Origin of the sequence: Brenneria izbisi, assembly GCF_025840185.1 — a bacterium.
In the GTDB taxonomy this organism is placed as follows: domain Bacteria; phylum Pseudomonadota; class Gammaproteobacteria; order Enterobacterales; family Enterobacteriaceae; genus Brenneria; species Brenneria izbisi.
On record NZ_JAMPJU010000011.1, the window covers coordinates 1 to 26454 of the forward strand.

Annotated in this window: 26 protein-coding genes and 1 other annotated feature; of the genes, 10 read left to right on the forward strand and 16 right to left on the reverse strand. The window is 52.2% G+C overall.

Annotated features, from left to right (window positions below; all coding sequences use genetic code 11):
* Window positions 1–524 precede the first annotated feature (524 nt).
* The 10 genes from kdsB to NC856_RS13600 all read right to left on the reverse strand — a co-directional run bounded on the left by kdsB (window position 525) and on the right by NC856_RS13600 (window position 11092).
* Window positions 525–1277, reverse strand: coding sequence for a 3-deoxy-manno-octulosonate cytidylyltransferase (gene kdsB / locus NC856_RS13555; RefSeq protein ID WP_264090960.1), 753 nt, complete (start codon window positions 1275–1277; stop codon window positions 525–527).
* Window positions 1274–1456 carry a Trm112 family protein gene (locus tag NC856_RS13560; RefSeq protein WP_113867013.1) on the reverse strand — a complete coding sequence of 61 codons (183 nt, stop codon included), beginning with the start codon at window positions 1454–1456 and terminating at the stop codon, window positions 1274–1276. The genes kdsB and NC856_RS13560 overlap by 4 nt, the downstream gene beginning before the upstream one ends.
* A 94-nt stretch (window positions 1457–1550) precedes the next feature.
* A complete protein-coding gene (lpxK, locus tag NC856_RS13565) occupies window positions 1551–2555 on the reverse strand; it encodes a tetraacyldisaccharide 4'-kinase (protein ID WP_264090961.1) in 1005 nt (334 codons plus the stop codon).
* A complete protein-coding gene (gene msbA, locus NC856_RS13570) occupies window positions 2552–4300 on the reverse strand; it encodes a lipid A ABC transporter ATP-binding protein/permease MsbA (RefSeq protein WP_264091073.1) in 1749 nt (582 codons plus the stop codon). Before msbA ends, lpxK begins: the two co-directional genes overlap by 4 nt.
* A 37-nt stretch (window positions 4301–4337) precedes the next feature.
* Window positions 4338–6617: a ComEC family protein gene (locus NC856_RS13575; protein ID WP_264090962.1), complete on the reverse strand. Its 2280-nt coding sequence runs from the start codon at window positions 6615–6617 to the stop codon at window positions 4338–4340.
* 357 nt (window positions 6618–6974) lie between these two features.
* Window positions 6975–7292: a PTS system regulator TmaR gene (gene tmaR, locus NC856_RS13580; RefSeq protein WP_264090963.1), complete on the reverse strand. Its 318-nt coding sequence runs from the start codon at window positions 7290–7292 to the stop codon at window positions 6975–6977.
* Between the two features lie 126 nt (window positions 7293–7418).
* Window positions 7419–8177: an iron ABC transporter ATP-binding protein gene (locus tag NC856_RS13585; RefSeq protein WP_264090964.1), complete on the reverse strand. Its 759-nt coding sequence runs from the start codon at window positions 8175–8177 to the stop codon at window positions 7419–7421.
* Window positions 8174–9100 (reverse strand): iron chelate uptake ABC transporter family permease subunit, encoded by a 927-nt coding sequence (locus tag NC856_RS13590; protein ID WP_264091074.1) that lies wholly within the window; start codon window positions 9098–9100, stop codon window positions 8174–8176. Before NC856_RS13590 ends, NC856_RS13585 begins: the two co-directional genes overlap by 4 nt.
* 70 nt (window positions 9101–9170) lie before the next feature.
* The gene (locus NC856_RS13595) at window positions 9171–10130 is read right to left on the reverse strand and encodes an ABC transporter permease (protein WP_264090965.1); all 960 of its coding nucleotides are present in this window, start codon (window positions 10128–10130) and stop codon (window positions 9171–9173) included.
* Window positions 10131–10150: 20 nt separating this feature from the next.
* A complete protein-coding gene (locus NC856_RS13600) occupies window positions 10151–11092 on the reverse strand; it encodes a siderophore ABC transporter substrate-binding protein (protein ID WP_264090966.1) in 942 nt (313 codons plus the stop codon).
* 240 nt (window positions 11093–11332) lie between these two features.
* On the opposite strand from NC856_RS13600, the gene sbcB reads away from it, so the two are divergent.
* On the forward strand, window positions 11333–12760 hold the full coding sequence (gene sbcB, locus NC856_RS13605; RefSeq protein WP_264090967.1) for an exodeoxyribonuclease I: 1428 nt from the start codon (window positions 11333–11335) through the stop codon (window positions 12758–12760).
* Between the two features lie 100 nt (window positions 12761–12860).
* Here the strand turns inward: sbcB and NC856_RS13610 are convergent, their stop codons facing one another.
* Both NC856_RS13610 and NC856_RS13615 read right to left on the reverse strand, forming a co-directional pair.
* Window positions 12861–13616, reverse strand: a complete 756-nt coding sequence (locus NC856_RS13610; RefSeq protein WP_264091076.1) for a flagellar brake protein — start codon at window positions 13614–13616, stop codon at window positions 12861–12863.
* 144 nt (window positions 13617–13760) lie between these two features.
* A complete protein-coding gene (locus tag NC856_RS13615; RefSeq protein WP_264091077.1) occupies window positions 13761–14588 on the reverse strand; it encodes an SDR family oxidoreductase in 828 nt (275 codons plus the stop codon).
* Window positions 14589–14748: 160 nt separating this feature from the next.
* On the opposite strand from NC856_RS13615, the gene hisL reads away from it, so the two are divergent.
* The 9 genes from hisL (at window position 14749) to hisIE (ending at window position 22061) form a co-directional block, all read left to right on the forward strand.
* Complete coding sequence (gene hisL / locus NC856_RS13620) at window positions 14749–14796, forward strand: his operon leader peptide (protein WP_106389040.1); 48 nt, start codon at window positions 14749–14751, stop codon at window positions 14794–14796.
* Window positions 14772–14892, forward strand: a sequence feature (His leader region). (Overlaps the previous gene by 25 nt.)
* Before the next feature lie 55 nt (window positions 14893–14947).
* A complete protein-coding gene (hisG, locus tag NC856_RS13625) occupies window positions 14948–15847 on the forward strand; it encodes an ATP phosphoribosyltransferase (protein WP_264090968.1) in 900 nt (299 codons plus the stop codon).
* Window positions 15848–15852: 5 nt separating this feature from the next.
* A complete protein-coding gene (gene hisD, locus NC856_RS13630; RefSeq protein ID WP_404802333.1) occupies window positions 15853–17190 on the forward strand; it encodes a histidinol dehydrogenase in 1338 nt (445 codons plus the stop codon).
* The gene (hisC, locus tag NC856_RS13635; protein WP_264090970.1) at window positions 17187–18257 is read left to right on the forward strand and encodes a histidinol-phosphate transaminase; all 1071 of its coding nucleotides are present in this window, start codon (window positions 17187–17189) and stop codon (window positions 18255–18257) included. The genes hisD and hisC overlap by 4 nt, the downstream gene beginning before the upstream one ends.
* Window positions 18258–18272: 15 nt before the next feature.
* Complete coding sequence (gene hisB, locus NC856_RS13640; protein WP_264090971.1) at window positions 18273–19340, forward strand: bifunctional histidinol-phosphatase/imidazoleglycerol-phosphate dehydratase HisB; 1068 nt, start codon at window positions 18273–18275, stop codon at window positions 19338–19340.
* Complete coding sequence (hisH, locus tag NC856_RS13645; RefSeq protein WP_264090972.1) at window positions 19340–19930, forward strand: imidazole glycerol phosphate synthase subunit HisH; 591 nt, start codon at window positions 19340–19342, stop codon at window positions 19928–19930. The genes hisB and hisH overlap by 1 nt, the downstream gene beginning before the upstream one ends.
* Window positions 19931–19936: 6 nt before the next feature.
* Window positions 19937–20674 (forward strand): 1-(5-phosphoribosyl)-5-[(5-phosphoribosylamino)methylideneamino]imidazole-4-carboxamide isomerase, encoded by a 738-nt coding sequence (gene hisA / locus NC856_RS13650; RefSeq protein ID WP_264090973.1) that lies wholly within the window; start codon window positions 19937–19939, stop codon window positions 20672–20674.
* Window positions 20656–21432, forward strand: a complete 777-nt coding sequence (hisF, locus tag NC856_RS13655; RefSeq protein WP_264090974.1) for an imidazole glycerol phosphate synthase subunit HisF — start codon at window positions 20656–20658, stop codon at window positions 21430–21432. The genes hisA and hisF overlap by 19 nt, the downstream gene beginning before the upstream one ends.
* 11 nt (window positions 21433–21443) lie before the next feature.
* A complete protein-coding gene (gene hisIE / locus NC856_RS13660; protein WP_264090975.1) occupies window positions 21444–22061 on the forward strand; it encodes a bifunctional phosphoribosyl-AMP cyclohydrolase/phosphoribosyl-ATP diphosphatase HisIE in 618 nt (205 codons plus the stop codon).
* A 65-nt stretch (window positions 22062–22126) separates the two neighbouring features.
* Here hisIE and ihfB read toward each other — a convergent pair whose 3' ends face one another.
* From ihfB to aroA, 4 genes are all read right to left on the reverse strand, one after another.
* Complete coding sequence (gene ihfB, locus NC856_RS13665) at window positions 22127–22444, reverse strand: integration host factor subunit beta (protein WP_264090976.1); 318 nt, start codon at window positions 22442–22444, stop codon at window positions 22127–22129.
* A gap of 55 nt (window positions 22445–22499) precedes the next feature.
* The gene (rpsA, locus tag NC856_RS13670; protein ID WP_264090977.1) at window positions 22500–24176 is read right to left on the reverse strand and encodes a 30S ribosomal protein S1; all 1677 of its coding nucleotides are present in this window, start codon (window positions 24174–24176) and stop codon (window positions 22500–22502) included.
* 119 nt (window positions 24177–24295) lie between these two features.
* Window positions 24296–24973: a (d)CMP kinase gene (cmk, locus tag NC856_RS13675; RefSeq protein ID WP_264090978.1), complete on the reverse strand. Its 678-nt coding sequence runs from the start codon at window positions 24971–24973 to the stop codon at window positions 24296–24298.
* Between the two features lie 166 nt (window positions 24974–25139).
* The gene (aroA, locus tag NC856_RS13680) at window positions 25140–26429 is read right to left on the reverse strand and encodes a 3-phosphoshikimate 1-carboxyvinyltransferase (protein WP_264090979.1); all 1290 of its coding nucleotides are present in this window, start codon (window positions 26427–26429) and stop codon (window positions 25140–25142) included.
* Between the last annotated feature and the right edge of the window lie 25 nt (window positions 26430–26454).

Sequence of the window (26454 nt, forward strand, 5' to 3'; positions counted from 1 at the left end):
TATGAATGCTGCATCGCCGTTCCCCGGCAATCAACACGGACTGGCTAAAATGGAGCGGTAATATGCGAAGCTATTTAGACTCGCGCCAGCGCGTCTGTTGTCACACCGATTAAAAGCGAACACAGAAATAATTTTACCAGATAATGTTTAGTATTCATAAAATGACCATCCTTAGTAAAAACAATTACAATACACTGTCCATATCTAATAATTGGCAGAATACATACCAAACGTCATGCCCCTGGAAATTAAACGTTTACGATATGGATCCGCAATTTCAGATTATCACGCGTCTATTAAAAGAAAACATTTCACCCATTAATAATAAAAATTTATTGATATCCGATTATTTTCCATATGAACTTAATCAGCAGAAACACCGATTAAATGGGATAATAAATTATACAATCTGGTGAAAAATAAAAATTAGATAATTATATTCAGCGTGCAAATAAAATGGGGATCTTCAAATGATGATAATCCCCGTTTGTAATTAAATATTCATGTAATCGATATTTTCTGGCTCAACGATTCGCCATCACCAGCCGTACACGCGCTAAATCTTCTGGCGTATCCACCCCGACACTGGGGATTGCTTTTGCCACCGCGACGTGAATTTTTTCGCCGTACCATAGCACACGCAGTTGCTCCAACAGTTCAATTTGCTCTAACTGGCTGGGCGCCCAACTGACATAGCGTCGTACGAAACCCGCACGATACGCGTAAATACCAATATGTCGTAAAAAATGATCGCCGATGCTCTCTCTGGATTGAGCAAACCGCTCACGCTCCCAGGGTATGGTCGCGCGTGAGAAATACAACGCATATCCTTCGGCATCCGTAACCACTTTTACCGCATTAGGATTAAACGCTTCCTCACTGGTTTCTATCGGCACCGCCAGCGTCGCCATACCAGCGCGACAAGAAGCCAGATTTTCCGCAACCTGATGGATAATGACCGGCGGGATCATCGGTTCATCACCCTGCACGTTCACGATAATTTCGTCATCGGCAAAGCCATAGCGCTCGATGACCTCCGCCAGACGCTCTGTGCCAGAGTTATGCTCCGGGCGAGTCAAACAGACTTCTCCGCCCGCCTGCTGAACCGCGGCCTGAACATCAGGATGATCGGTGGCGACAATAACCCGCCGAGCGCCCGATTCCAGCGCTCGCGCCATCACATGGAGCACCATCGGTTTGCCATTAATATCCGCCAGCGGTTTACCCGGCAAGCGGCTTGATGCAAAGCGCGCCGGAATTATGACGGTGAAACTCATTGTGTTATCTCATCGGCACCCAGAGCACGCGCTTCACTCTCCAGCAAAACAGGGATGTCATCGCGAACCGGATAAGCCAGACCATCAACCTTGCATATCAGTTCCAGCTTCTCTTTATTGAAGTACAAGCGTCCGTTACAAACCGGACAGGCAACAATCTCAAGTAAACGGTGATCCATGCTTCCTCCATCATAGAAGCTAACAGGGTTATAACCAGACCGCCGGTACATTTACCCGGCAACCCGTCTCTACAATTACTACGGTCGTGGTGGTTTATCCCCGCCGACGCGGGGAACACTTATTCAATACCGTTCCCAGCAAGCGGAGCAATTGCGTTGCGTGCGGTTCTGACAACGTGGCGTCAACCGGGAGATACCACCAATTAGCACGGGCGAATGTCCTGCACTTGACGGCATCTTTCTCCGTCATTAACAACGGCTGTCGGTCATCAGCGGTCAACGCCTGAAGCTGCTCCGGCAGATAATTTTGATGATCGGCAAAGGCGATTTCACGCGCAATATTGACGCCGGACTGACGCAACGTGGCGAAAAAACGCGGCGGATGTCCAATTCCCGCCATCGCCACGGCATTTTGCAACTGTGCAACGTCGCATTTTTCGCCGGACAGCAGATTGGTTGCCATACCGATAGTCAACGTCATGCCGATTTCTCCCTCACGAGGAATACCGCCGTTCACGATAATCGCATCCACCGATGTTAAGCGACTTTCCCGCTCCCGCATAGGGCCTGCCGGGAGCCACCAGCCATTGCCGAAACGTCGAATGCCGTCCACCACCACTAACTCGATATCACGTTCCAATGCATAATGTTGTAGCCCGTCGTCAGTGATTACCATATCCAGAGGATAATGCGCCAATAACGCTTGCACCGCCAGACGACGTTCCGGCGCCACGGCGACCGGCGCCCCGGTACGTTGATAAATCAGTACCGGTTCATCACCGGCTTGCGAGGTCGTCACACCCTCATCAATCAGCAAGGGATAATGATCCGCTTTGCCGCCATAACCACGGGACACCACACCAACCCGATAGCCTTTTTTCTGTAGCTGCTCGACCAGCCAGATCACCACCGGGGTTTTCCCGCTACCGCCAGCGGTCAGATTGCCCACCACCACCACCGGTAGCGGCGCGCGCCAGCTTTTACGCCAGCCCCAGCGATAACTTTGGCGGATAAGGAATGTCACGCCTCCGTATAACAGTGAGAGAGGAAGCAATAGCCAATAAATCGGCGAGCGGCCCGACCAGATACGTTCAATCATTCGCCAAACTGCATTTTATGTAGCTGAGCATAAGCGCCATTATTGGCCAGTAACGCGACATGCTCGCCGCGTTCAATAATACGTCCATCCTCAACAACCAAAATTTCATCAGCATTTTCAATGGTGGAAAGACGGTGCGCGATAACCAGCGCGGTACGATCTCTTTGCAACTCGTCCAACGCCGCCTGAATAGCCCGCTCGGATTCCGTATCCAATGCGGATGTCGCTTCATCCAACACCAGAATCGGACAATCCCGCAGCAACGCGCGCGCAATCGCGATACGCTGGCGCTGACCACCGGAAAGCAGCACGCCGTTCTCGCCAATCATGGTATCCAGTCCATGCTCCATCTTGCCGATGAAGTCCATCGCATGGGCCATGGTCGCCGCCCGCTCGATTTCCTCACGGCTGTAGCGATCATTACAGGCATAGGCAATATTATTGGCGATAGTGTCATTAAATAAATGCACATTCTGCGAAACCAATGCCACCTGATTACGCAGCGACGGCAACGTATATTCACGTAGATCGTGGCCATCCAGCAGAATTTCGCCTGACTGGATGTCATAAAAACGCGTGATCAGATTGGCGATCGTCGATTTACCGGAACCGGATCGCCCAACCAGCGCCACCGTTTTTCCCGGTGGAATATGCAGGCTGATATTATCCAACGCCAGGTTCTCTCTTCCCGGATAGGAAAAACTGACATTGCGGAATTCGAGATCGCCTTTCGCCCGGTCAATCTCCAGTTTGCCGTTATCTTTTTCCTGCTCCATATCCAGAATGGCAAACAATGTCTGACATGCCGCCATCCCGCGCTGAAACTGCGCATTAACGTTGGTCAGTGACTTCAACGGGCGCATCAGCGCAATCATGGAAGAAAACACGACGGTGATCGTCCCTGCCGTCAGCGTTTCCATAACGCTGGGGAAACTGGCGGCATACAAAACGAAGGCCAGCGCCAGCGACGCGATCAATTGAATAATCGGGTCAGAGATCGAGGAAGCCGAAACCAGCTTCATTCCCTGTTGCCGCATACGGTTGCTGACCTTATCAAATCGTTTGGCTTCTACGGCCTGACCGCCAAAAATCAGCACTTCTTTATGACCTTTCAACATCTGTTCGGCGCTGGTGGTCACATTTCCCATCGTATCCTGCATGCTTTTACTGATATTACGAAAGCGTTTGGAGACGACGCGAATGGCAATCGATACTATCGGCGCAATAACAATCAGAATAATGGAAAGCTGCCAACTGTAATAAAACATCAGAATGAACAGGCCGAGGATAGAAGCCCCTTCCCTGACGACCGTAATCAGCGCGTTGGAAGAGGACGCCGCCACCTGTTCCGAATCATAGGTGATACGGGATAAAAGCGTTCCTGTCGATTGCTGGTCGAAAAAAGAAACGGGCATGCCCATCATGTGGGAAAACAGGCGACGACGCATGTTCATCACCACCTGACCGGAAACCCAGGCCACGCAGTAACTGGAAACAAAACCGGAAACGCCGCGCATCAACATCAGGCCAATTACCGCTAACGGCATCCACACCAGTATTGAGCGATCGGCTTTACCAAAGCCTTCATCCAGCAAGGGCTTGAGCAGAGACAGCATCAACGTATCGCCAGCCGCATTAATAATCAGCGCGATCGCGGCCACAATTAGCCCCGCTTTAAAAGGAGAGATCATCGGCCATAGGCGACGAAATGTCTGCCAGGTGGAGAGATCTTTATCATTCAGCATGCAATAAACCTGAGCCAGAAAGAAATAGCCGCCTATTTTACTCATTATAACGCTTTACGCCAAACCACTGATGATACCAACGGGGCGATATTTGTTGCCTGAAGCGCAATATCCGCCATGAATCGCTGTAAAAACGCGCACTCAGTTGTCCCGATGCGGCGGTATCCAGCCATTCATAACCCTGTTGCCGATATCGCTCGACAATTTTTATCGATGGCAGTCGCCACGGGTTGTAGCGTGCGGTGGAAGCCGCGATGTATCGTGCATTAACCGCCCGAATAAAGGGGGGCGAGGAAGAGGTCTTGCTGCCATGATGAGGAATTTGTAACAAATCCGCCGCTAACGCGCCTCTTTGCCATTTAATCAATTGCTTTTCCGCTTCAGACTCAATATCGCCGGTCAGCAAAACCCGATATTTGCCATCATCAATGCGTATCACGCATGAATCATTATTTTCCGTTCCGGCCACCCGCGTGGCCGGCCATAACACCGTGAAGGTTAATCCCTGCCACTTCCATACGTCCCCTTGCAAACAGGACGAACGCCCCGGCTGATTAAAGGAACGGTAAACCGTGGCGGAGGGATAGGCCTGACGCACTTTATCCAGCCCCCCCGCGTGATCCATATGGCTATGACTCAGAATAATTCTTTCCAGGCTCAGTCCACGCCAGCGCAAATAAGGCAATATTTCTCTCGTTGCCATATCCCCTCCTGGCCACCGGCCTCCGGTATCATACAACACTGCTTTTCCATTACGCTCGATGACAATGGCCAGCCCATGCCCCACATCCAGCATATCGACGCGCCAGTTAGGTGGATCATTTTTCATGCGGGACATCACAAGCAGCACGATCAACGCGCCCAACGTGCCGGGATAACTTTTCCACCATGCAAAACGCCAGATAACCACCATCATCCAACCCGCCAGGCTGCCAATCAGCAAGGAGCCATCAAGATTTACCCAGCCGCTCTGCAAATAAGAAAGCGGTATGAACACCGCGTTCAATGACCCGTCTCCCAGCCGCCACAGCCAGTCACTCAAGGCAGGGAACAACATCAACGGTAGGGCTAGTAAAATAAGCGGCGTGGTAATAAACGAAACCACCGGCACCGCCCATAGATTGGCAGGCAGAGACATCAGGCTAAATCCATGAAACAAGGCCAGTTGCAACGGCATCAGCAGCAGGATAATGCCGGTTTGCAGATGTATCCAGCGTAACCAGAACCAGCGCAATCGCGTCTGGCAGCGGAGAGGCAGCGGCGCCCATTGAAACCAGAAAATAAGCGCGGCCACAGCCAGACAGGAGAGCCAGAAACTGTCGGACAACACGCTGAGGGGATCGCATAGCAAAATCATTGCCACACACCATAACCAGACTTGCCAAGGCGAACAGAGTACCCCGCTGATTTTCAACGCCATCCAGATGGAAAGCGCCATTGCCGCTCTGACCGCAGGCGGATTGCCGCCCGCCAGCCAGACATAGCCCCAGGCGATCAGCACGCTGGTCAGCAGTGGCAACCGATAACCGATCCAGTGGACAGGGAAACCATATTGTATCGCCCGCGCCACCGCCCAACCGAATCCAGCGGCCAACGCAATATGCAGGCCGGAAATCGCCATCAGATGCATGGTTCCGGTTTGCTGTAACCGAGTCTTGATTTCGGGATCGACGGTTTTCATTTCACCGAAAGCCAACGCCAGCAAAATAGCACGCCACGGCAATGTCGCCGTTTGCCGCTCCGCCTGCGAGATCACACGCTGGCGCATGTCGCATTCAGCCCCCATGATCCGCGCTGAGAGAATTTTCCCCGCCAACGGCTGGCGTTTCGCTATCGCCCAGCGTTGGCGATCGAACCCGCCTTCATTCAGTCGGCTATGGACAGGACGCAACTGCGCAGTGACCGCCCACCGTTGACCGCCGCACCAGTTGCGCATATCGTTCGCCAGCGTGACCTGTGCATAAAGCGGAGGAAACACCCAGTGTTGATTCACCTTCTCCAACCTGACAATCACCCGATTTTCATCAAACCCGGCAAAGCTGACGCTGCTAATGGTGACCACGGCATCTACGGTTCCTTGCGCCAGTTGCTCGACTTGCTTTAGCAATGTCTGGGCCGTTAGGCCCGCCCAACAGAAACTGAAAAGCGCTACGGCTATGACGGCGGACCAGCACGCCTTGTTTTTTAACCAGGCGATGCAAGACAGACTTAATCCCGCCCATAATAGCCCGCTTACCGGTAATGCCGGCAGGATCAGCAACGGTAAAACGCCGAGAATAACGGCCATACTCAGGATACTCACCGATACGCACTTCATTTGCCCCCCACATCCCGGTTTGGGTTCCGACGGTTCTGCGATGCAGATAATTTTCAAAACTTCTGACTTCAAAACTTCTGATTTCAAAACATCCCATTTCAAAATCTGGCGCGGCAAAAACAGTGTGTTACAACCTTCACGCTGCGCCTAGTTCATCAGCGGATTATTGGAATCCACTACGCAACCATTGTTGGTCGTTACAGTCAGTTGCAGGCAGCGTGCAAAACGTTATGCACTTTTATGCGGCAATCAGGAGGGATGACGATGGTGGGTTTTGTGATACCCGCAAAAAGGGACCGCTTACGCGATCCCTTTGGCTAAAGTAGTCCTGCCGGCAGACAGAACAAAGAGGAAAGATTATTTTACTTCGCCCATGGCTTTCAGTTTCTTGGACAAGTCACGGCGTTCTTTCGACAAATCCGCATTTTTGATGATGTAATCATCAACACGATCTTCATAATCACTACGCATATTGGCGATTATGCCTTGTACGTCCTCAATGGTCATACCCGGTTTCAGATACTCACTCAGGTTATCAAGCAGTAAAACGCGCTTCTGGTTGTCACGGATTTTCTTTTCGTTATCAGCAATTTCACGTTGCAGTTTATTTTTGCGACGGAACATACGCACAAATTCCAGCACATCCTGGAAACACGGCTTAGTATCCTTATCCATTTCTTTACCCTTACTTAAGTCATACACAGATTCTTTATGCGTCCACCATACAGGTTAACCCCGTAATCTTTCAAGTTACAGGAGGATTGCTGTCGATGATCGGCGATTTGTTCCGCAACCGATTAATCATCGATAATACACAGCAATGCGCTGATTATGAACCTGCTCAATCACCACTTCAGTATCAAAAATATCCGCCAGGATCTCGGACATCATGATTTCTTCCGGTTTGCCGCTGTAGATAATCTGGCCTTGTCGCATGGCGATGATGTAATCAGAGTAAGCGGAAGCAAAATTGATATCATGAATAACCAGAACAATGGTTTTACCCAGTTCATCCGCAGCACGACGAATTTGTTTCATCATTGCCACTGCATGCTTCATATCCAGATTGTTCAGCGGTTCGTCCAACAGGACATATTCAGTATCCTGACACAACACCATTGCGACATAAGCCCGCTGACGCTGACCGCCGGAAAGCTCATCCAAAAAACGGTCTTTCAATTCGGTCAGGTTAAGAAACGCCAACGCCGCGGCGATGCGTTTATGGTCATCCGCATTCAGACGCCCTTTGGTATAAGGATAGCGCCCAAACCCGACCAGTTCCTCAACCGTTAACCGACTGGCAAACTGGTTTTCCTGTCGCAACACGGACAGACAGGTCGCCAGTTTATCGCTCGGCGTGGTCGATACATCCATGCCATTGATGCTGACCCGCCCCTGATCGGCTTCCAACAAGCGGCTGACGATAGATAACAAGGTTGATTTCCCTGCACCATTCGGGCCAATAATCGACGTGACGCCACCTCGCGGAATGGTCGCGGTGACGTTTTTCAATACCGCCGCATTGTTGTATGTTTTGGTTACATTATCGATTTCAATCACACGGAAACCTTTTTCAGTAACAATAAGATAAACAGAGATCCCCCGATAAACTCAATGACGACGGACAACGCGCCGGCCATATTGAGCAGATGTTCCAGAACCAGTTGTCCCCCCACCAGCGCAATCACGCCCAACAGAAAAGCGCCCGGCAGCAAAAGGCGATGCTGGCTGGATCCCACCACCAGATACGCCAGATTAGCGACCATAAAACCGAGGAAGGTCAGCGGCCCCACCAACGCGGTTGATATCGCCACCAGGATGGACACCAGCAGCAGGATGATCGTTATGCTGCGTTTATAGTCCATCCCCAGATTGACGGCCGTATTACGCCCCAGGGCCAATACATCAAAACGAAAACGCATACGCCAAATAACCAGAGCGACCAGCACGGCGATCATTGCGGACAACGCAATCAATTCAGGCGCCGCACGGGTAAAGGTGGCGAACATCCGTCCCTGCACAACGGCGAACTCGCTGGGAGTCAGTAAGCGTTGCATCAGATTCGACATACTGCGAAACAGCGTACCGCAGATGATCCCGACCAGCAGCACCAGATGCAGATTGTTACGACTACCGGTAAATAACCAGCGATATAGGATCGCGGCAAACAGAATCAGCAGCACAGCTTCGAAAACAAACTTGCCCGTTATTCCCAGCCCAGGAATGCCTCCGCTGCCGAATATAAAAACCAAAGCCGTTTGAATGAGGATAAACAGCGCTTCAAATCCCATGATCGAGGGAGTCAATACGCGGTTGTTAGTGACGGTTTGAAACAGGACTGTCGAGGCGCTGGCGGCAAATGCGACCAGCAACATGGTGGACAGTATCAATCCGCGGTGCGTCATAATGTATCGTAGGTTGCTGCCGAGGTTGATGGTCATAAATATCACGATCAACGCCAGTGAAATCCCGGCCAGCCACATCAGCCGCTGGCGGGGAGACAGACCGGCTCGCGCCGCGCCGACAACCGTCGGCAACGAGGTATTAGGTTCATTAACCGACATGGCGTTTTTGACTTAACAATAAAAGAAGGAAGACAGCAGCGCCGATAACGCCAAGGATCACGCTCACAGGAATTTCAAATGGATAACGAATTACCCGACTGATGATGTCACAGAACAACACCAGACCACCACCTAGCAGACACACCCAGGGAATGGTTTTACGCACATTGTCGCCGAACAACATGCTAATCAGATTAGGCACGATAAGGCCGAGGAAAGGCAGATTGCCGACCACCACCACCACCACGCCACTGATAACCGCGATAATGGATAATCCCATCAACATCACCTGCCGGTAGTTGAGCCCGACGTTGACAGAAAATTCTCGTCCCATGCCCGCCACGGTAAAACGATCGGCAACCCAGCAGGCAAGCAGCGTCAGCAGGCCGACCAACCAGAGCAGTTCATAACGTCCTTGCAGCACACCGGAGAAATCCCCGGCCTCCCAACTGCCCAATGCCTGCAACAGATCAAAATGCATGGCGCCAAAGGTCGTGATCGCGCTAATCACCGCCCCCAGCATAATGCCCACCAACGGCACAACCAGTGCCGATTTAAGCACTACCCGTCGCAGCAACATCATGAACAGCAAGGTGCCGGCCAGGGCAAACAGGCTGGCGACGGTCATTTTAAGCAAGATAGACGCACCCGGCGCCAGCACCATGACAGCCAGCAATCCCAGTCCGGCGGACTGCGTTGTTCCCGCCAGGGAGGGCTCAACAAAGCGGTTCTGGGTCAGTAATTGCATAATCAGACCGGCCACGCTCATGGCGCTACCGGCCAGAAGCAAGGCCAGAGTACGTGGCACACGGCTGATAAAGAAAATATCGCGCATTGCCGGGTCGGACCAGAGCGCCTGGAAGTTCATCCGCCCCACGCCGATGAACAGGCTGATGATAACCATACCGACCAGCAAACAGATGCCAAGCGAAAAATAGAGAGATTTCATTATCCTGCCGCGACCTGCCGTTATTTTTTATCCAGTGCGTCGTTCACATCACGTATCAGCGCCTGATAACTTTGCAAACCACCGGCAATATAAAGTGAAGAGGAATCAAGGTAGATAACGCGGTTGTTCTGCCAGGCGGCCGTTTTATGGATCAGCGGATTATCCAGTACCTGTAATGCCGACTCGCTGCCGGTACGACCAATCGCGCTGTCGCGATCCAGTACGAATAACCACTCAGGATTGACGCTCAGCAGGAACTCCGACGTCACCACATTGCCGTGACGTCCGGCCTCAGGAAACTCGGTTGCGGGTTTAAATCCCAACTCATCGAAAACAAAGCCGAAACGGGATTTCGGGCCATAGGCGGACATTTTTCCGCCTGTCACCATCAGCACCAGCGCACTGCCTGCGTTAGCGGCTTTTTCACGAGTCTGGCCGATATTCTGCTTGAAGTCCGCCAATTGTTTTTTGGCTTCCTCTTCTTTGCCAAAAATGGTTCCCAATTGTTCGATACGCTGGGAAAAGCTGGTCATAAACTGACTTTCATCAACATCCATGGAAATGGTCGGCGCGATAGCGCTCAATTTATCGTAAGCATCGCGGGTACGTCCGCCAGCGATAATCAGATCAGGCTTGGCGCTGCTGATTGCCTCGTAATTCGGTTCGAATAACGTACCGACGTCAAAGTAATCATCACTGCTATATTTGGCAAGAAATGGAGGTAAACGCGTACCGCTCTTCGGTACGCCAGCAATATTCACGTTCAGCGCATCCAACGTATCCAGAACAGCCGGATCGAAAACAATAACTTTCTCAGGCTGTTGCGGCACCTGCGTCGTTCCCTGAGCATGCTCAATAGCGATCGTTTGCGTCCCTTCACCGGGTGCGGAAGTCTGATCGCACCCAGCCAGCGCCAATATCGACGCTAATAATGTTGTTTTCACCGCAATCGCTACGTTCACGCGCTCACTCCTCTGCTGTTGCTGCGTTTTGCCTGAGACGGTCTCAAGCAATAAAGAATTTCATTATCATTCGCATTAAGAGGGAAAAGTGTAACCGAATGTGAGTGCGTATGACTAGCAATTAAAAAAGAGGGAAAGTGTGCTACATCAGGAAAGTGCGCTTGAGCGCGTTATTCAGTGTTATCCTTAGTGCCTGTTATCCGTTTCCGCCTGAGAGCGATCATTTAATCACACGTAAATATGGCCGATAAAACGCAACCCACATTTTTCATTCATGACTATGAGACGTTCGGCAAACATCCGGCGCGCGATCGTCCCGCGCAATTTGCCGGCGTCCGTACTGATATGGATTTCAATATCATCGATGAACCCCTGGTTATTTATTGCAAACCGACCGATGACTACCTGCCAGACCCCGAAGCGGTGATGATTACCGGGATAACGCCCCAGTTGGCCATTTCCAAAGGCATGAATGAAGCCGAGTTTGCGCGCCATATTCACGATGCTTTCAGTGTGCCTGGCACCTGTATCATGGGATACAACAATATCCGGTTTGATGATGAAGTCAGCCGCAATATATTTTATCGCAATTTCTATGATCCCTATGCCTACAGTTGGCAAAACGGCAATTCTCGCTGGGATTTATTGGATGCGTTGCGCGCCTGCTATGCGCTGCGTCCAGAAGGCATTGTCTGGCCTAAAAATGATGAAGGGTTGCCCAGCTTCAAACTGGAGCATCTGACCGCCGCCAACGGCGTCGCGCATGAACATGCCCACGACGCGATGTCCGATGTCTACGCCACTATCGCCATGGCAAAACGGCTAAAACAAGCGCAACCCAAACTGTTTGATTATCTGTTCCAGTTACGCAATAAGAACAAAGTCAGCCAGCTTATCGATATACCGCAAATGAAGCCGCTGGTGCATGTTTCCGGTATGTTCGGCGCGGTAAGAGGCAACACCAGTTGGGTGGCGCCGCTCGCCTGGCACCCGGACAACCGTAACGCGGTGATTATGTGCGATCTGGCTGGTGATATGACGCCGCTGCTTACGCTGGATGCCGATGCATTGCGTGAACGCCTGTATACGCCTCGCGATCGGTTAACGCCCGACCAAAGCCCGGTGCCGCTCAAACTGGTGCATATCAATAAATGCCCGGTGCTAGCACCGGCCAGCGCCCTGCGACCAGACGATGCGGCGCGGCTGGGCATTGATCGCCAGCGCAGTCTGGACAACCTGGCGTTGCTGCGTCAGAACTCGCAGGTCAGAGAAAAAGCCGTCGAACTGTTTGCTCAATCCTCGCCGTTCCCTGCGGTCAGCGACGTTGACCTCAGGTTATACGATGGGTTTTTCGGCGATGCCGATCGTATGTCCATGAAGATTATTCTGGAAACGGCGCCGCAGAATCTCCCGGCATTGGATCTCAAGTTTGTCGATGATCGTCTGGAACCGCTATTGTTTCGCTATCGGGCGCGCAATTTTCCCCAAACGCTGGATGATGGTGAACAACAGCGCTGGTTACAGCATCGGCGATCCGTGTTTACTGCTGAATGTTTACAGGAATACATTGCGCAACTGGAGGCGCTTTATCAACGTTATGAAGGTGATAATACCAAAACAGCCTTGATCAAGACCCTCTTTACCTATGCGCAGACATTGACCAGCTAACTCCCCGCCATAAAAAAGCGGAGAATGATGCTCCGCTTTTTTATTTCTGCACAATGATTTTGCTGTTGAGAGTCTATGCCGTAAAGGTCGCGGCTAAAAATCACATTTCCTGAAACTTTCTTTTTTTCTCATTCTGCAATCTTTCGAGCTCAAAAATGACCTGCTGCAAATCACGCTCTTGTGCGGCGGACAAGGCAGGAAATTTAAAGCTGAGACGCTGAGTCAGTTTGATTTCGCCTTTGTTATCGACAACTTTCACCGCCGACTGGCTGATAAACTGTAAATCAACACAGAAGAAACCATATTCGTCGAGATCCATTTCAACCTGCTCGATAATATCGCCCGGCGTCAACAACTCCGATGTATCCCGGTCGGTATATAAACTTAGTCCACCCAGAGACAGATCTTTGATCGTGAATTGAAAATTGCTTTCATCCGGCAATTCCCCGCGACATGTCAACGGCGGCCACAATGGGGTATTGATGCGAAAATAGGTTCTGCGTTGAATCAGATAAAGTTGCTCAGGAATGGATGCCGTAAACGCCGGTAATCCCTGAAAATCGATAGTGCGACCAATTTCCGCCTGAAACTCGACCTTGGCACCGGCGGGTTCGGCGACAAACGACAACAAACCGGCATACAATGCCCGACTGTTCTCATGCTCTACCCCGCCCAGGTCAAAAACGAAAATATCGCTATCGACCATGACATCAAGAATTTTACTGATGAACTGACCATGATCATGATGAACCATTACGGTCGTTTCATTCTTCTTCAACTCACGCAGCGTTGCACAGATAGCCAGTTTATTGCGTTTAACAAACTGCTCTTTTAGGTTTTCATCCACCGTTCTCATCCCCACCATCAATGGTTTTATTGCCGCATATTTTATGAAGCACATGATACAAATCGGTTTAAACGCTATCGACACATCTTGCTTGCAACTTTAGAAGAATTAAGCGGAAATGCATTAAAGGGTCGAATAGTCAGTGCTGTCTGATTAATTCAGCGGCATCGTCATCGGATCGGGATATTGATATTCAAACCCAAGTTCATGACAAATACGCTGTCCGTCCACCAGGCGTCCCGGCGTATCATCGCTTTCCGTTACAAACTGCGGCGGCGCCAGATTAAGTTTGCGAGCCTGATCGGGATAATAATCCTGTCTGGCGGGGTGTTCCGGCGCACAAAGGTTATACAGATGTCCGCCGTGCGGCCGTTTCAGCAGCAGTTGAATAGCCGACATCACATCTTCCTGATGCACCAGATTCACACCATGAGCGCCATCGCGTAATGCCGTTTTCCCCGCCAGAAAACGCCCCGGATGCCGCTCACCACCAACCAATCCCGCCAAACGCAGAATATCAACGGTAGTATCCGGCAGATGCTGCAACCATTGCTCAAGCGATACCAACACTTTCCCCGCGCTGGTGACCGGGTTTAATGGTGAGTTTTCTTTCACCATTCCCTCGCTGCCGCCATAAACGGATGTTGAACTGGTGAAAATAATACGCGGAACATGGAAAACGCGCGCGGTATTGACCAGTTGCTGCACCGCCTGCGCATAACCTTCTCCGCTTTGCGCCGTGCGGCTGACGGGCAGCGTGATAATGAGCACGTCCGCCTGCAATAAGGCGTTGAGTTCATCGGTATTGCATTGCAATTCGGGGGTAAGTTTGAGCAGATAACATTCGATACCGCTCATCCGAGCCGCTTCCACGCCATCAATCGTCGTTTTACTACCGACAACCTGATAGCCCTGCCCATTCAGCGCCAACGCCAGCGGCATTCCCAACCACCCCAATCCGATAATCGCCACTTTTTTCATTGTCCGCTCCACCTCGACCTTCATCTCGCCATCCTGCGCGGTAACAACCTCAATCCCACGCTTCACGCCGCATTCAATAAAAAAGAGTTGCGCGCAGGCCGGTACATGGTTTAGGTTATTCGGCAGGTAGTTTTACTTCAGTATAACCAAGAGACATTTTATGACACGCGTTCTGTTTAATCACCATCATCACCATCATCCTGACTAGTCTTTCAGGCGGTTGGTGCTGGAAGACATTCAGATCTTCCAGTGGCGCAGAACGCAAAGAAAGCCCTCGGAAGATCACTTCCGAGGGCTTTTTTATTACTGGCCCATATATTTGAAAATAGTACTTAATTTGACAGGTTAATGAGGTTTCCATGCTGGATAAAACACGTTTACGGATAGCAATGCAAAAGTCAGGTCGTTTAAGTGATGATTCACGCGAACTGTTGGCTCGTTGTGGTATTAAAATCAATTTACATCAACAACGTCTTATCGCTTTTGCTGAAAATATGCCGATCGATATTCTGCGCGTCCGCGATGATGATATTCCCGGTCTGGTTATGGATGGTGTAGTCGATTTGGGAATTATCGGCGAAAACGTCCTGGAAGAAGAACTACTCAACCGCCGCGCTCAGGGCGAAGATCCGCGCTACTTTACTCTGCGACGTCTGGATTTCGGCGCTTGCCGTTTGTCTCTGGCGATGGCGCTGGACGAAGAGTACACCGGACCGCAATGTCTGCAAAACAAACGCATCGCCACGTCGTACCCTCACCTGCTCAAACAATATCTCGATCGTCAATCCGTCAATTTCAAATCCTGCCTGTTGAATGGTTCGGTTGAAGTGGCGCCACGCGCCGGATTAGCGGATGCCATTTGCGATCTGGTTTCCACGGGCGCCACACTGGAAGCCAATGGCCTGCGCGAAGTCGAGGTTATCTATCGTTCCAAAGCCTGCCTGATCCAGCGTGATGGCGAAATGCCCGCCGATAAACAGGAATTGATCGATAAATTGCTGACGCGGATGCAGGGCGTTATTCAGGCGCGTGAATCAAAATATATTATGTTGCACGCGCCCAGCGAACGTCTGGAAGAAGTCATTGCATTATTGCCGGGCGCCGAACGCCCAACCTTGCTGCCGCTGGCTGGCGATCAAAGCCGCGTCGCCATGCATATGGTCAGCAGCGAAACCCTGTTCTGGGAAACCATGGAAAAACTCAAATCGCTTGGCGCCAGTTCCATTCTGGTATTGCCAATTGAAAAAATGATGGAGTGATGTCGATGCCTAACAACACGACCAATGTCAGCACCACCGGCAACTTCAATACGATCATTGACTGGCAGCGCTGCTCGGCTGAAGAACAACGTCAACTGCTGACGCGTCCGGCTATCTCCGCGTCAGACCGCATTACCGCTATCGTTAACGACATTCTCGCCAAGGTGAAAAGCCAGGGCGACCGCGCACTACGCGACTATAGCGCGCAATTCGATAAGGTTCAGATTGACGCCATTCGCGTCTCCGCGGCGGAGATCGACGCCGCGTCAGCACGCCTGAACGAAGAGGTGAAACAGGCGATGGCGGTGGCCGTGCGCAATATCGAAACCTTTCATAATGCGCAAAAACTGCCAGTGGTCGATATTGAAACGCAGCCCGGCGTGCGTTGCCAGCAACTTACTCGTCCGATAGCGACCGTGGGGTTATATATTCCGGGGGGCTCCGCGCCTCTGCCATCAACGGTGCTCATGCTGGGGACGCCGGCGCGTATCGCCGGTTGCCAACGCGTGGTTCTGTGTTCGCCGCCGCCGATCGCCGATGAGATCCTGTATGCCGCGCGATTATGCGGAATTCAGGAAGTGTTCCAGCTTGGCGGCGCGCAAGCGATTGCAGCCATGGCTTTCGGCACCGAAAGCGTACCCAAAGTGGACAAAATATTTGGTCCGGGGAACGCGTATGTCACGGAAGCCAAACGTCAGGTAAGCCAACAACTTGATGGCGCGGCGATTGATATGCCGGCTGGTCCGTCTGAAGTGCTGGTGATCGCCGATAGCGGCGCGACGCCAGCGTTTGTGGCGTCCGATTTGCTCTCTCAGGCGGAACATGGGCCAGACTCACAGGTTATTTTGCTGACACCGGATACAGCCATGGCCAAAGCCGTGACCGAAGCAGTTGAACAGCAGCTTACCTCGCTTTCCCGCGCCGACATCGCTCGTCAGGCGTTGACCGGCAGCCGGGTGATTGTGACTCGTGATCTGGCGCAATGTATTGATATCAGCAACCAATATGGCCCGGAACACCTGATCATCCAGACGCGTGATGCGGAATCGCTGGTTGAGCGCATTACCAGCGCCGGTTCGGTGTTTCTCGGCGACTGGTCGCCGGAATCCGCGGGCGACTATGCCTCAGGCACCAACCATGTATTGCCCACCTATGGTTACACCTCGACCTATTCCAGCCTGGGGCTGGCGGATTTCCAGAAGCGCATGACCGTGCAACAACTTACCCCGCAGGGTCTGCTGCAACTGGCGCCGACCATTGAGACACTGGCGCAGGCTGAACAACTTACCGCCCACAAAAACGCCGTTACTCTCCGTGTCGCCACCCTAAAGGAGCAAGCATGAGCATTGAAGAATTGGCGCGCGCCAATGTCCGCGCCCTGACGCCTTACCAGTCGGCGCGACGTCTGGGCGGTAATGGCGATGTCTGGCTGAATGCCAACGAATACCCGCAGGCCCCGGAATTTCAACTGACCTTGCAGACGTTGAACCGCTACCCTGAATGTCAGCCGGCAAGCGTGATAAAGCGTTATGCGGAATATGCTGGCGTACAACCAGAGCAGGTGTTGGTCAGCCGCGGCGCCGACGAAGGCATCGAACTGTTGATCCGCGCGTTCTGCGAACCCGGCAAAGATGCCATTATGTTCTGCCCCCCGACTTACGGCATGTACGCCGTCAGTGCGGAAACCTTTGGCGTTGAGCGCCGCACCATCGAGAGCAAACCTGACTGGCAGTTGGATCTGGACGCCATTGCCGCGCAACTGGACGGCGTAAAAGTCATCTATGTGTGCAGTCCGAACAACCCGACCGGCAATCTGGTTCCGCAGGACGATCTGCGTCGACTTCTCTCGCTGGCGCAAGGCAAGGCGCTGGTGGTCATCGATGAGGCTTACATCGAGTTCAGCCCGCAAGCTACCACCGCTGGCTGGCTGGAAGACTATCCGCATCTGGTTATTTTGCGAACTCTATCGAAGGCCTTTTCTCTCGCGGGCCTGCGCTGCGGTTTTACGCTGGCTAACGCCGAGGTCATTCAATTACTGCTGAAGGTTATCGCCCCTTATCCGCTCTCCACACCGGTCGCCGATATCGCCGCACAAGCATTAAGCCAGGAGGGGATCGCCAAAATGAAAGCGCGGGTGGCGGAAATCAAGGAAAACCGGGCGTGGCTTAGCCAGGCGCTGACAGGCATTGCTTGTGTGGAAAATGTCTATCCCAGCGAGAGCAATTATCTGCTGGTTCGTTTTTCCGCCTCGTCCTTTATCTTCAAAACGCTGTGGGATCAAGGGATTATCCTGCGAGATCAAAATAGGCAACCCGGACTTTCCGGTTGCTTGCGTATCACTATCGGCAACCGTTATGAATGTGAGCGAGTGATCAGCGCGTTACAATCATTACCGGGCGTCAACGCTTAATCTTAAGGAGCCAATGTGGGCCAGAAATATCTCTTTATCGACCGTGACGGAACCTTGATTGCAGAACCGCCTGAGGATTTTCAGGTTGACCGACTGGATAAATTGGCGTTGGAGCCGGATGTCATTCCATCGCTGCTGGCGTTGCAGAAAGCAGGCTATAAGCTGGTGATGATCACCAATCAGGATGGACTAGGAACCGCGAGTTTCCCGCAGGAAACGTTCGATCCGCCGCACAATCTCATGATGCAGATCCTGGCGTCTCAAGGGATTCGCTTCGGCGAGATCCTGATTTGCCCCCACCTGCCAGCGGACAATTGCGCCTGCCGTAAACCCAAAACCGCGTTGGTGACGGCCTATCTGCAAGATGGCGTGCTGGATCGGGCGCATAGCTATGTCATTGGGGATCGCGAAACCGACCTGCAACTGGCGCAAAACATGGGCATCAGCGGATTACGTTATCAACGTGAAACGCTTAACTGGGCGGAAATCGCCCGCCAACTGACCAAACGTAATCGTCATGCGCATGTCAATCGCGTGACGCGTGAAACCGCTATTGACGTTAATGTCTGGCTGGATCAGGAAGGCAATAGCAAAATCAATACCGGTGTCGGCTTCTTCGACCACATGCTGGATCAAATCGCCACCCACGGCGGTTTCCGTATGCAAATCGAAGTCAAAGGCGATCTGTATATTGATGATCACCACACAGTGGAAGATACCGGACTGGCGCTGGGTGAAGCGCTGAACAAGGCGCTGGGCGACAAACGCGGGATTGGCCGTTTTGGTTTCGTACTGCCGATGGATGAATGCCTGGCGCGCTGTGCGCTGGATATCTCCGGGCGTCCGCATCTGGAATATAAAGCCGAGTTCAGCTACCAGCGCGTGGGAGATTTGAGCACGGAAATGGTGGAACACTTCTTCCGCTCGCTGTCTTACGCCATGGCCTGTACCCTGCACCTGAAAACCAAAGGCCGTAACGATCATCACCGGGTGGAAAGTCTGTTCAAAGTGTTTGGCCGTGCGCTGCGCCAGGCCATTCGGGTCGAAGGCGATACGTTGCCGAGTTCTAAAGGGGTGCTGTAATGAAGGTCGTCATTCTGGATACCGGTTGTGCCAACCTCTCTTCCGTAACCTATGCCGTACAACGACTTGGCTACGATCCGGTGGTCAGCCTCAAAGCCGAGATCGTGCTACAGGCGGATAAACTGTTTCTCCCTGGCGTCGGCACCGCGCAGGCGGCGATGGATCAGTTGCGGGAACGTAATCTGATCGATCTTATCAAAACCTGTACTCAACCGGTGCTCGGTATTTGTCTGGGAATGCAATTGCTCGGTTCGTCCAGCGATGAAAGCGGTGGGATTGAGACGCTGGGCATTGTTGACGAACCGGTAAAACGTATGCTCGATCATGGGCTGCCGCTGCCCCATACGGGCTGGAATCAGGTGACGCCGCAGGCGGGCCACCGTTTATTCCGCGATATTGATGACGGCGCCTATTTCTATTTCGTGCATGGCTACGCCATGCCGGTGTGCGCCAATACTATCGCGCAGACCAACTACGGCGAAACATTCACCGCCGCCGTGGAAAAGGATAATTTCTTTGGCGTCCAGTTCCACCCTGAGCGTTCCGGTGCCGCTGGCGCGCAGTTGCTGAAAAACTTTCTGGAGATGTAGATCGTCATGATTATTCCCGCATTGGATCTGATTGACGGACAGGTTGTCCGTTTACATCAGGGCGATTATGGTCAGCAGCGTCAGTATGGCAGCGATCCGTTGCCGCGCTTGCAGGATTATCAGCAGCAAGGCGCGCAGGTTTTACATCTGGTTGATTTAACCGGCGCCAAAGATCCCGCCACGCGCCAGATCCCGCTGCTCAAAAAACTGTTGTCAGGCGTTAGTGTCCCGGTGCAAGTGGGCGGCGGTATTCGCACTGAACAAGACGTTGAAGCACTGCTGGAAGCCGGCGCCCGCCGGGTGGTGATTGGCTCCACCGCCGTTAAAGAACCGGCTCGCGTACAGCAGTGGTTCACTCGCTATGGCGCTGAAGCATTGGTTCTCGCCTTAGATGTGCGTATTGATGCCAACGGCGTTAAACAGGTGGCAATCAGCGGATGGCAGGAAAATTCAAATGCGACGCTTGAGCAAATCGTTGAACAGTATCTGCCTTTCGGATTGAAGCATGTGCTGTGTACCGATATTTCACGCGACGGCACCCTGAGCGGTTCGAATGTCGATCTCTATCGTGAAATCAGCCAGCGCTACCCGCAAGTGGCTTTCCAGGCTTCAGGCGGCATCGGCAACCTGACGGATATCGCCAATCTGCGCGATAGCGGCGTACAAGGGGTGATTGTCGGGCGAGCGCTGTTGGAAGGTAAATTTAACGTAGCGGAGGCTATTACATGCTGGCAAAACGGATAATTCCTTGTCTGGACGTGCGTGACGGCCAGGTTGTCAAAGGCGTACAATTTCGCCACCACGAAATCATCGGCGATATTGTGCCACTGGCGCAGCGCTATGCTCAGGAAGGCGCGGATGAACTGGTGTTTTACGATATCACCGCTTCCTCTGATGGTCGTGTTGTCGATAAAAGCTGGGTTTCCCGCGTGGCGGAAGTGATCGATATTCCTTTCTGTGTCGCAGGCGGCATTAAAAGCGTTGAAGAGGCGGGACAAATTCTTTCTTTCGGCGCAGATAAAATCTCCATCAATTCACCCGCACTGGCTGATCCTGCGTTAATTACCCGACTGGCCGATCGTTACGGCGTACAATGTATCGTGGTTGGGATTGATACCTGGCACGACACGGCAACGGGCCGTTATCACGTCAATCAATACACCGGCGACGAAACGCGCACTAAAGTCACGACCTGGGAAACGCTGGACTGGGTTGAAGAAGTACAAAAACGCGGCGCGGGCGAGATTGTCCTGAATATGATGAATCAGGACGGCGTGCGCAATGGCTACGATTTGCGCCAACTGAATTTAGTCCGCGACATTTGTCATGTTCCGCTCATCGCTTCTGGCGGCGCGGGTACGATGGAACATTTTCTGGACGCGTTCCAGACCGCGCATGTTGATGGCGCGCTGGCCGCCTCCGTGTTTCACAAGCAGATCATTAATATTGCTGAACTGAAACAATATCTTAAGCAACAAGGCGTGGAGATACGGGTGTGTTAAGTGCAGAACCTATGTTAAATGAGCAACAAAGAAGCCAACTCGATTGGGGAAAAACGGATGGCATGTTGCCTGTCGTTGTACAGCATGCAGTTTCCGGTGAAGTCTTGATGCTGGGCTACATGAATCAGGACGCGCTGAAAGCGACTGAAGAAAGCGGCAAAGTGACATTTTTTTCACGCACCAAACAACGGCTATGGACCAAAGGCGAATCTTCCGGCAATTTTCTGAACGTGGTTTCCATCACGCCCGATTGCGATAACGATACCTTGCTGGTTCTGGCGAATCCCATCGGGCCGACCTGTCATCTGGGCAGCAGTAGCTGTTTTTCACCTGCCGCCAGCGACTGGACATTCCTCTATCACTTAGAGCAGTTACTTGCCGAGCGCAAGCATGCGGACCCAACCAGTTCTTACACCGCCCATTTATATGCCAGCGGCACCAAACGCATTGCGCAGAAAGTAGGCGAGGAAGGTCTGGAAACCGCGCTGGCCGCGGCCGTGCATGATCGCGACGAGTTAACCAATGAAGCCGCCGACCTGATGTACCATCTGTTGGTGTTGTTGCAGGATCAAAACCTGGACCTGGCAACCATCATCAACTGTCTGAAAGCGCGTCATAGCAATAAGTAATCCTGCCGCACACAAACAACAAAGGCACCCGAAGGTGCCTTTTTACGTAACGCGGCGATGCGGTATTAACCGTATATATTGGCGCGATCGCGCAGTTCCTTGCCAGGCTTGAAGTGAGGGACGTATTTACCTTCCAACTCAACTTTTTCACCCGTCTTGGGATTACGACCAACACGCGGAGCACGGTAGTGAAGTGAAAAACTGCCGAACCCACGGATCTCAATCCGATCACCTTCAGCCAATGTCGTGGCCATCTGTTCGAGCATCTCTTTAACTGCATCCTCAACCACTTTGGCTGGGATATGAGATTGCTGTCCAGCAAGTCTTTCAATAAGTTCAGACTTGGTCATAGTTCCTCCAAGTACATGGTTATAAATAACCATAATAACTTACTACCGTTCCAAGAATGAGCAACCGAAGTTGCTCATTCCACCGTTATTACTCGCCTTTTGCTGCTTTGAACGCTTCTGCCATCGCGTTAGAGAAATTGCCTTCTTCCTGCTTGGTATTGTTCACCGTCGCAATGGCATCTTTCTCGTCGGCTTCGTCTTTAGCACGAACAGACAGGCTGACAACACGGTTTTTACGATCCACACCGGTGTATTTCGCTTCAACGCTATCGCCAACGTTCAGCACCAGCGTCGCGTCTTCAACGCGGTCGCGTGAAGCTTCAGAAGCACGCAGATAACCTTCAACGCCATCCGCTAATTCAACTGTAGCACCTTTGGCGTCAACCGCAGTAACTTTACCAGTAACAATAGCACCTTTCTTGTTGACAGACAGGTAGTTATTGAACGGGTCTTCAGCCAGTTGTTTCACGCCCAGAGAGATACGTTCGCGTTCCGCATCAACCTGCAACACGACAGCGGCGATTTCGTCGCCTTTCTTGTATTCGCGAACAGCTTCTTCGCCAGCCACGTTCCAGGAGATGTCGGACAGGTGAACCAGACCGTCGATACCGCCATCCAGACCGATGAAGATACCGAAATCAGTAATGGACTTGATCTTGCCTTCAACGCGGTCGCCTTTGTTGTGGGTTTCAGCGAATTGCTGCCACGGGTTGGCTTTGCATTGTTTCAGACCCAGGGAGATACGACGACGTTCTTCATCGATATCCAGAACCATCACTTCCACTACATCGCCAACGTTAACAACTTTGGACGGGTGGATGTTTTTGTTGGTCCAATCCATTTCGGATACGTGCACCAGACCTTCAACGCCTTCTTCGATTTCAACGAAGCAGCCGTAGTCAGTCAGGTTGGTTACGCGACCAGTCAGACGCGTGCTTTCCGGGTAACGCTTAGCGATAGCGACCCATGGATCTTCGCCCAGTTGTTTCAGGCCCAGGGACACACGAGTACGCTCGCGGTCGAATTTCAGCACTTTAACCGTGATTTCATCGCCCACATTGACGATTTCGCTCGGATGTTTAACACGTTTCCAAGCCATATCAGTGATATGCAGCAGGCCGTCAACGCCGCCCAGATCAACGAATGCGCCGTAGTCAGTGAGGTTCTTGACGATACCTTTAACTTCCATGCCTTCTTGCAGGTTTTCCAGCAGTTGATCGCGTTCAGCGCTGTTTTCAGATTCAATAACCGCACGGCGGGAAACCACAACGTTGTTGCGTTTCTGATCCAGCTTGATCACTTTGAACTCAAGCTCTTTGCCTTCCAGATGCAGCGTGTCACGAACCGGACGAACGTCTACCAGAGAGCCTGGCAGGAATGCACGAATACCGTTGAGCTCAACCGTGAAACCGCCTTTGACTTTACCGTTGATAACACCGGTAACCGTCGCAGCTTCTTCGTAAGCTTTTTCCAGCATCAGCCATGCTTCATGACGTTTAGCTTTCTCACGAGACAGCAGCGTTTCACCGAAGCCGTCTTCAACAGCGTCCAGCGCGACGTCTACTTCATCGCCAACCTGAATTTCCAGTTCGCCTTGCGCGTTTTTAAATTGCTCTACCGGAATGGCGGATTCAGATTTCAGACCGGCGTCAACCAGTACGACATCTTTATCAATAGCAACCACAACACCGCGAACGATGGAACCAGGACGGGTTTCGATTTCTTTCAGGGATTCTTCAAAGAGTTGAGCAAAAGATTCAGTCATGTTGATAATCTTAGGAGTCTTCAATTTAACGTCCATCTGGCATCCTGCTCGATGGGGTTGTTTAACATGCCCCGCTGTGCATCCTTACAGCAAGGTAAAAATTCGGGTAGTCGTGATCGTTACGCTAAAATTTCACGGGCATAAGCCAGCGCGCGCGCAATCACTTCATCAATCGTCATTTCCGTCGAATCCAGCACCAATGCATCAGCGGCTGGCACCAAAGGCGCGACGGCCCGATTACGGTCACGATCATCCCGTTCCCTTATCTCGGATAAAAGACGTTCAAAGTTAACACTAAAGCCCTTCTCCTGCAACTGTAGCATGCGACGTTGCGCACGCTCCTGCGCGCTGGCATCCAGGAAAATCTTCACCGGCGCGTCAGGGAACACCACGGTTCCCATATCACGGCCATCCGCAATCAGTCCCGGCGCTTCACGAAAAGCCCGCTGCCGCCGCAACAATGCTTCACGAACCCGGGGGAAGGCCGCGGCTTGAGAAGCCGTATTGCCGACGGTTTCAGTGCGGATTTCATTGCTGACATCCTCACCTTCCAAAATCACTTTCAACTGCCCGCTTTCCGCCATAAAACGCACATCCAGGTGAGATGCCAGCGGCACCAGCGCCTCTTCCGATTGAATGTCTACGTGATGGTGCAACGCCGCCAAAGCCAGTACGCGGTAAATTGCGCCCGAATCCAGCAAATTCCACTGTAACGCTTCTGCCAGCGCTTTGCACAACGTGCCTTTGCCTGCGCCACTCGGTCCGTCAACCGTAATCACCGGTGCAGTCACCGCCATTTTTCTCTCCTTAACACTGGGAAATCCCGTTAATGCCGTTTAAGGCATTACGGTGCTTCATTATACGCATCAATAGCGAGAAAGGTTACATTGACGGGGAAAAATAAGACCACGCCTAATCAGTACCGATCAGGCGTAGGGGAAATTCGGCAACACAAGGAAGACGTTACGACAGTTCGCTCAAACGAGCCAGTTGTTCGAAATAGTCCGGGAATGTCTTGGCGGTACATTTCGGGTCCAGAATGGTGACTGGCGTGTCGGACAACGCGACCAGAGAAAAGCACATTGCCATCCGATGATCGTTATACGTCTCGATCTCCGCACGCTTCAACGCAGCGGGTGGCGTGATGCGGATATAATCATCACCCTCTTCCACCTCGGCGCCGAGTTTGCGCAATTCAGTCGCCATGGCCGCCAGGCGATCCGTCTCTTTTACCCGCCAGTTGTAAATATTGCGCAGCGTGGTGGCGCCGCCCTGAGCAAATAACGCGGTTGTCGCGATGGTCATGGCGGCATCCGGGATATGATTCATATCCATATCAATGGCATGAAGTTCACCACGCTGACACTCTATGTAGTCGTCGCCCCAACGGATGTGCGCGCCCATTTTTTCCAGCACATCGGCAAAGCGAATATCACCCTGCACACTGTTGCGACCCACGCCGGTGACCCGCACCGTTCCGCCTTTTATGGCGGCGGCGGCCAGGAAATAAGACGCGGAGGAGGCATCGCCTTCCACCAGATATTCTCCCGGCGCACGGTATTGCTGACGACCGATGACAAAGAACCGCTGGTAGTTCTCATTACGCACATCCACGCCGAACGTTTTCATCATATGCAACGTGATATCAATATACGGTCGGGAAACCAGTTCGCCCCGGATCGTGATCTGAGTATCTTGCGCCGCCAGCGGCGCGGCCATCAGCAGCGCGGTAAGAAATTGGCTGGAAACACTGCCGTCAACGCTGATTTCGCCGCCCTGAAAACCACCGCGCAGACGCAAGGGCGGATAGTTTTCCTGCTCCAGATAATCGATTTTCGCGCCGCCCAGACGTAACGCATCAACCAGATGCCCAATCGGACGTTCTTTCATCCGTGGCTCCCCGGTGAGCACGATGTCGCCGTCACTCAGGCACAATGCCGCCGCCAACGGACGCATTGCGGTGCCGGCGTTTCCCAGAAACAGTTCGATCGGCTGGGCTGCTTTTAATGCGCCGCCCAGTCCCGTAATTTCACACTCAGTACGATCGGCGGAAAGCTGATAATTCACCCCCAATGCTTGCAATGCATTCAGCATGTGGCGCACATCATCGCTATCCAGCAGATTGGTTAATCGGGTTGTCCCTTCAGATAAGGCGGCCAGTAAAAGCGCGCGATTCGATACGCTTTTTGAACCGGGCAGATTAAGCGTGCCGTTAACCAGTTTAATGGGCTGTAGAGTCAGGGATTCCTGCATGCGCAACATATTCTCCAATCGTGAA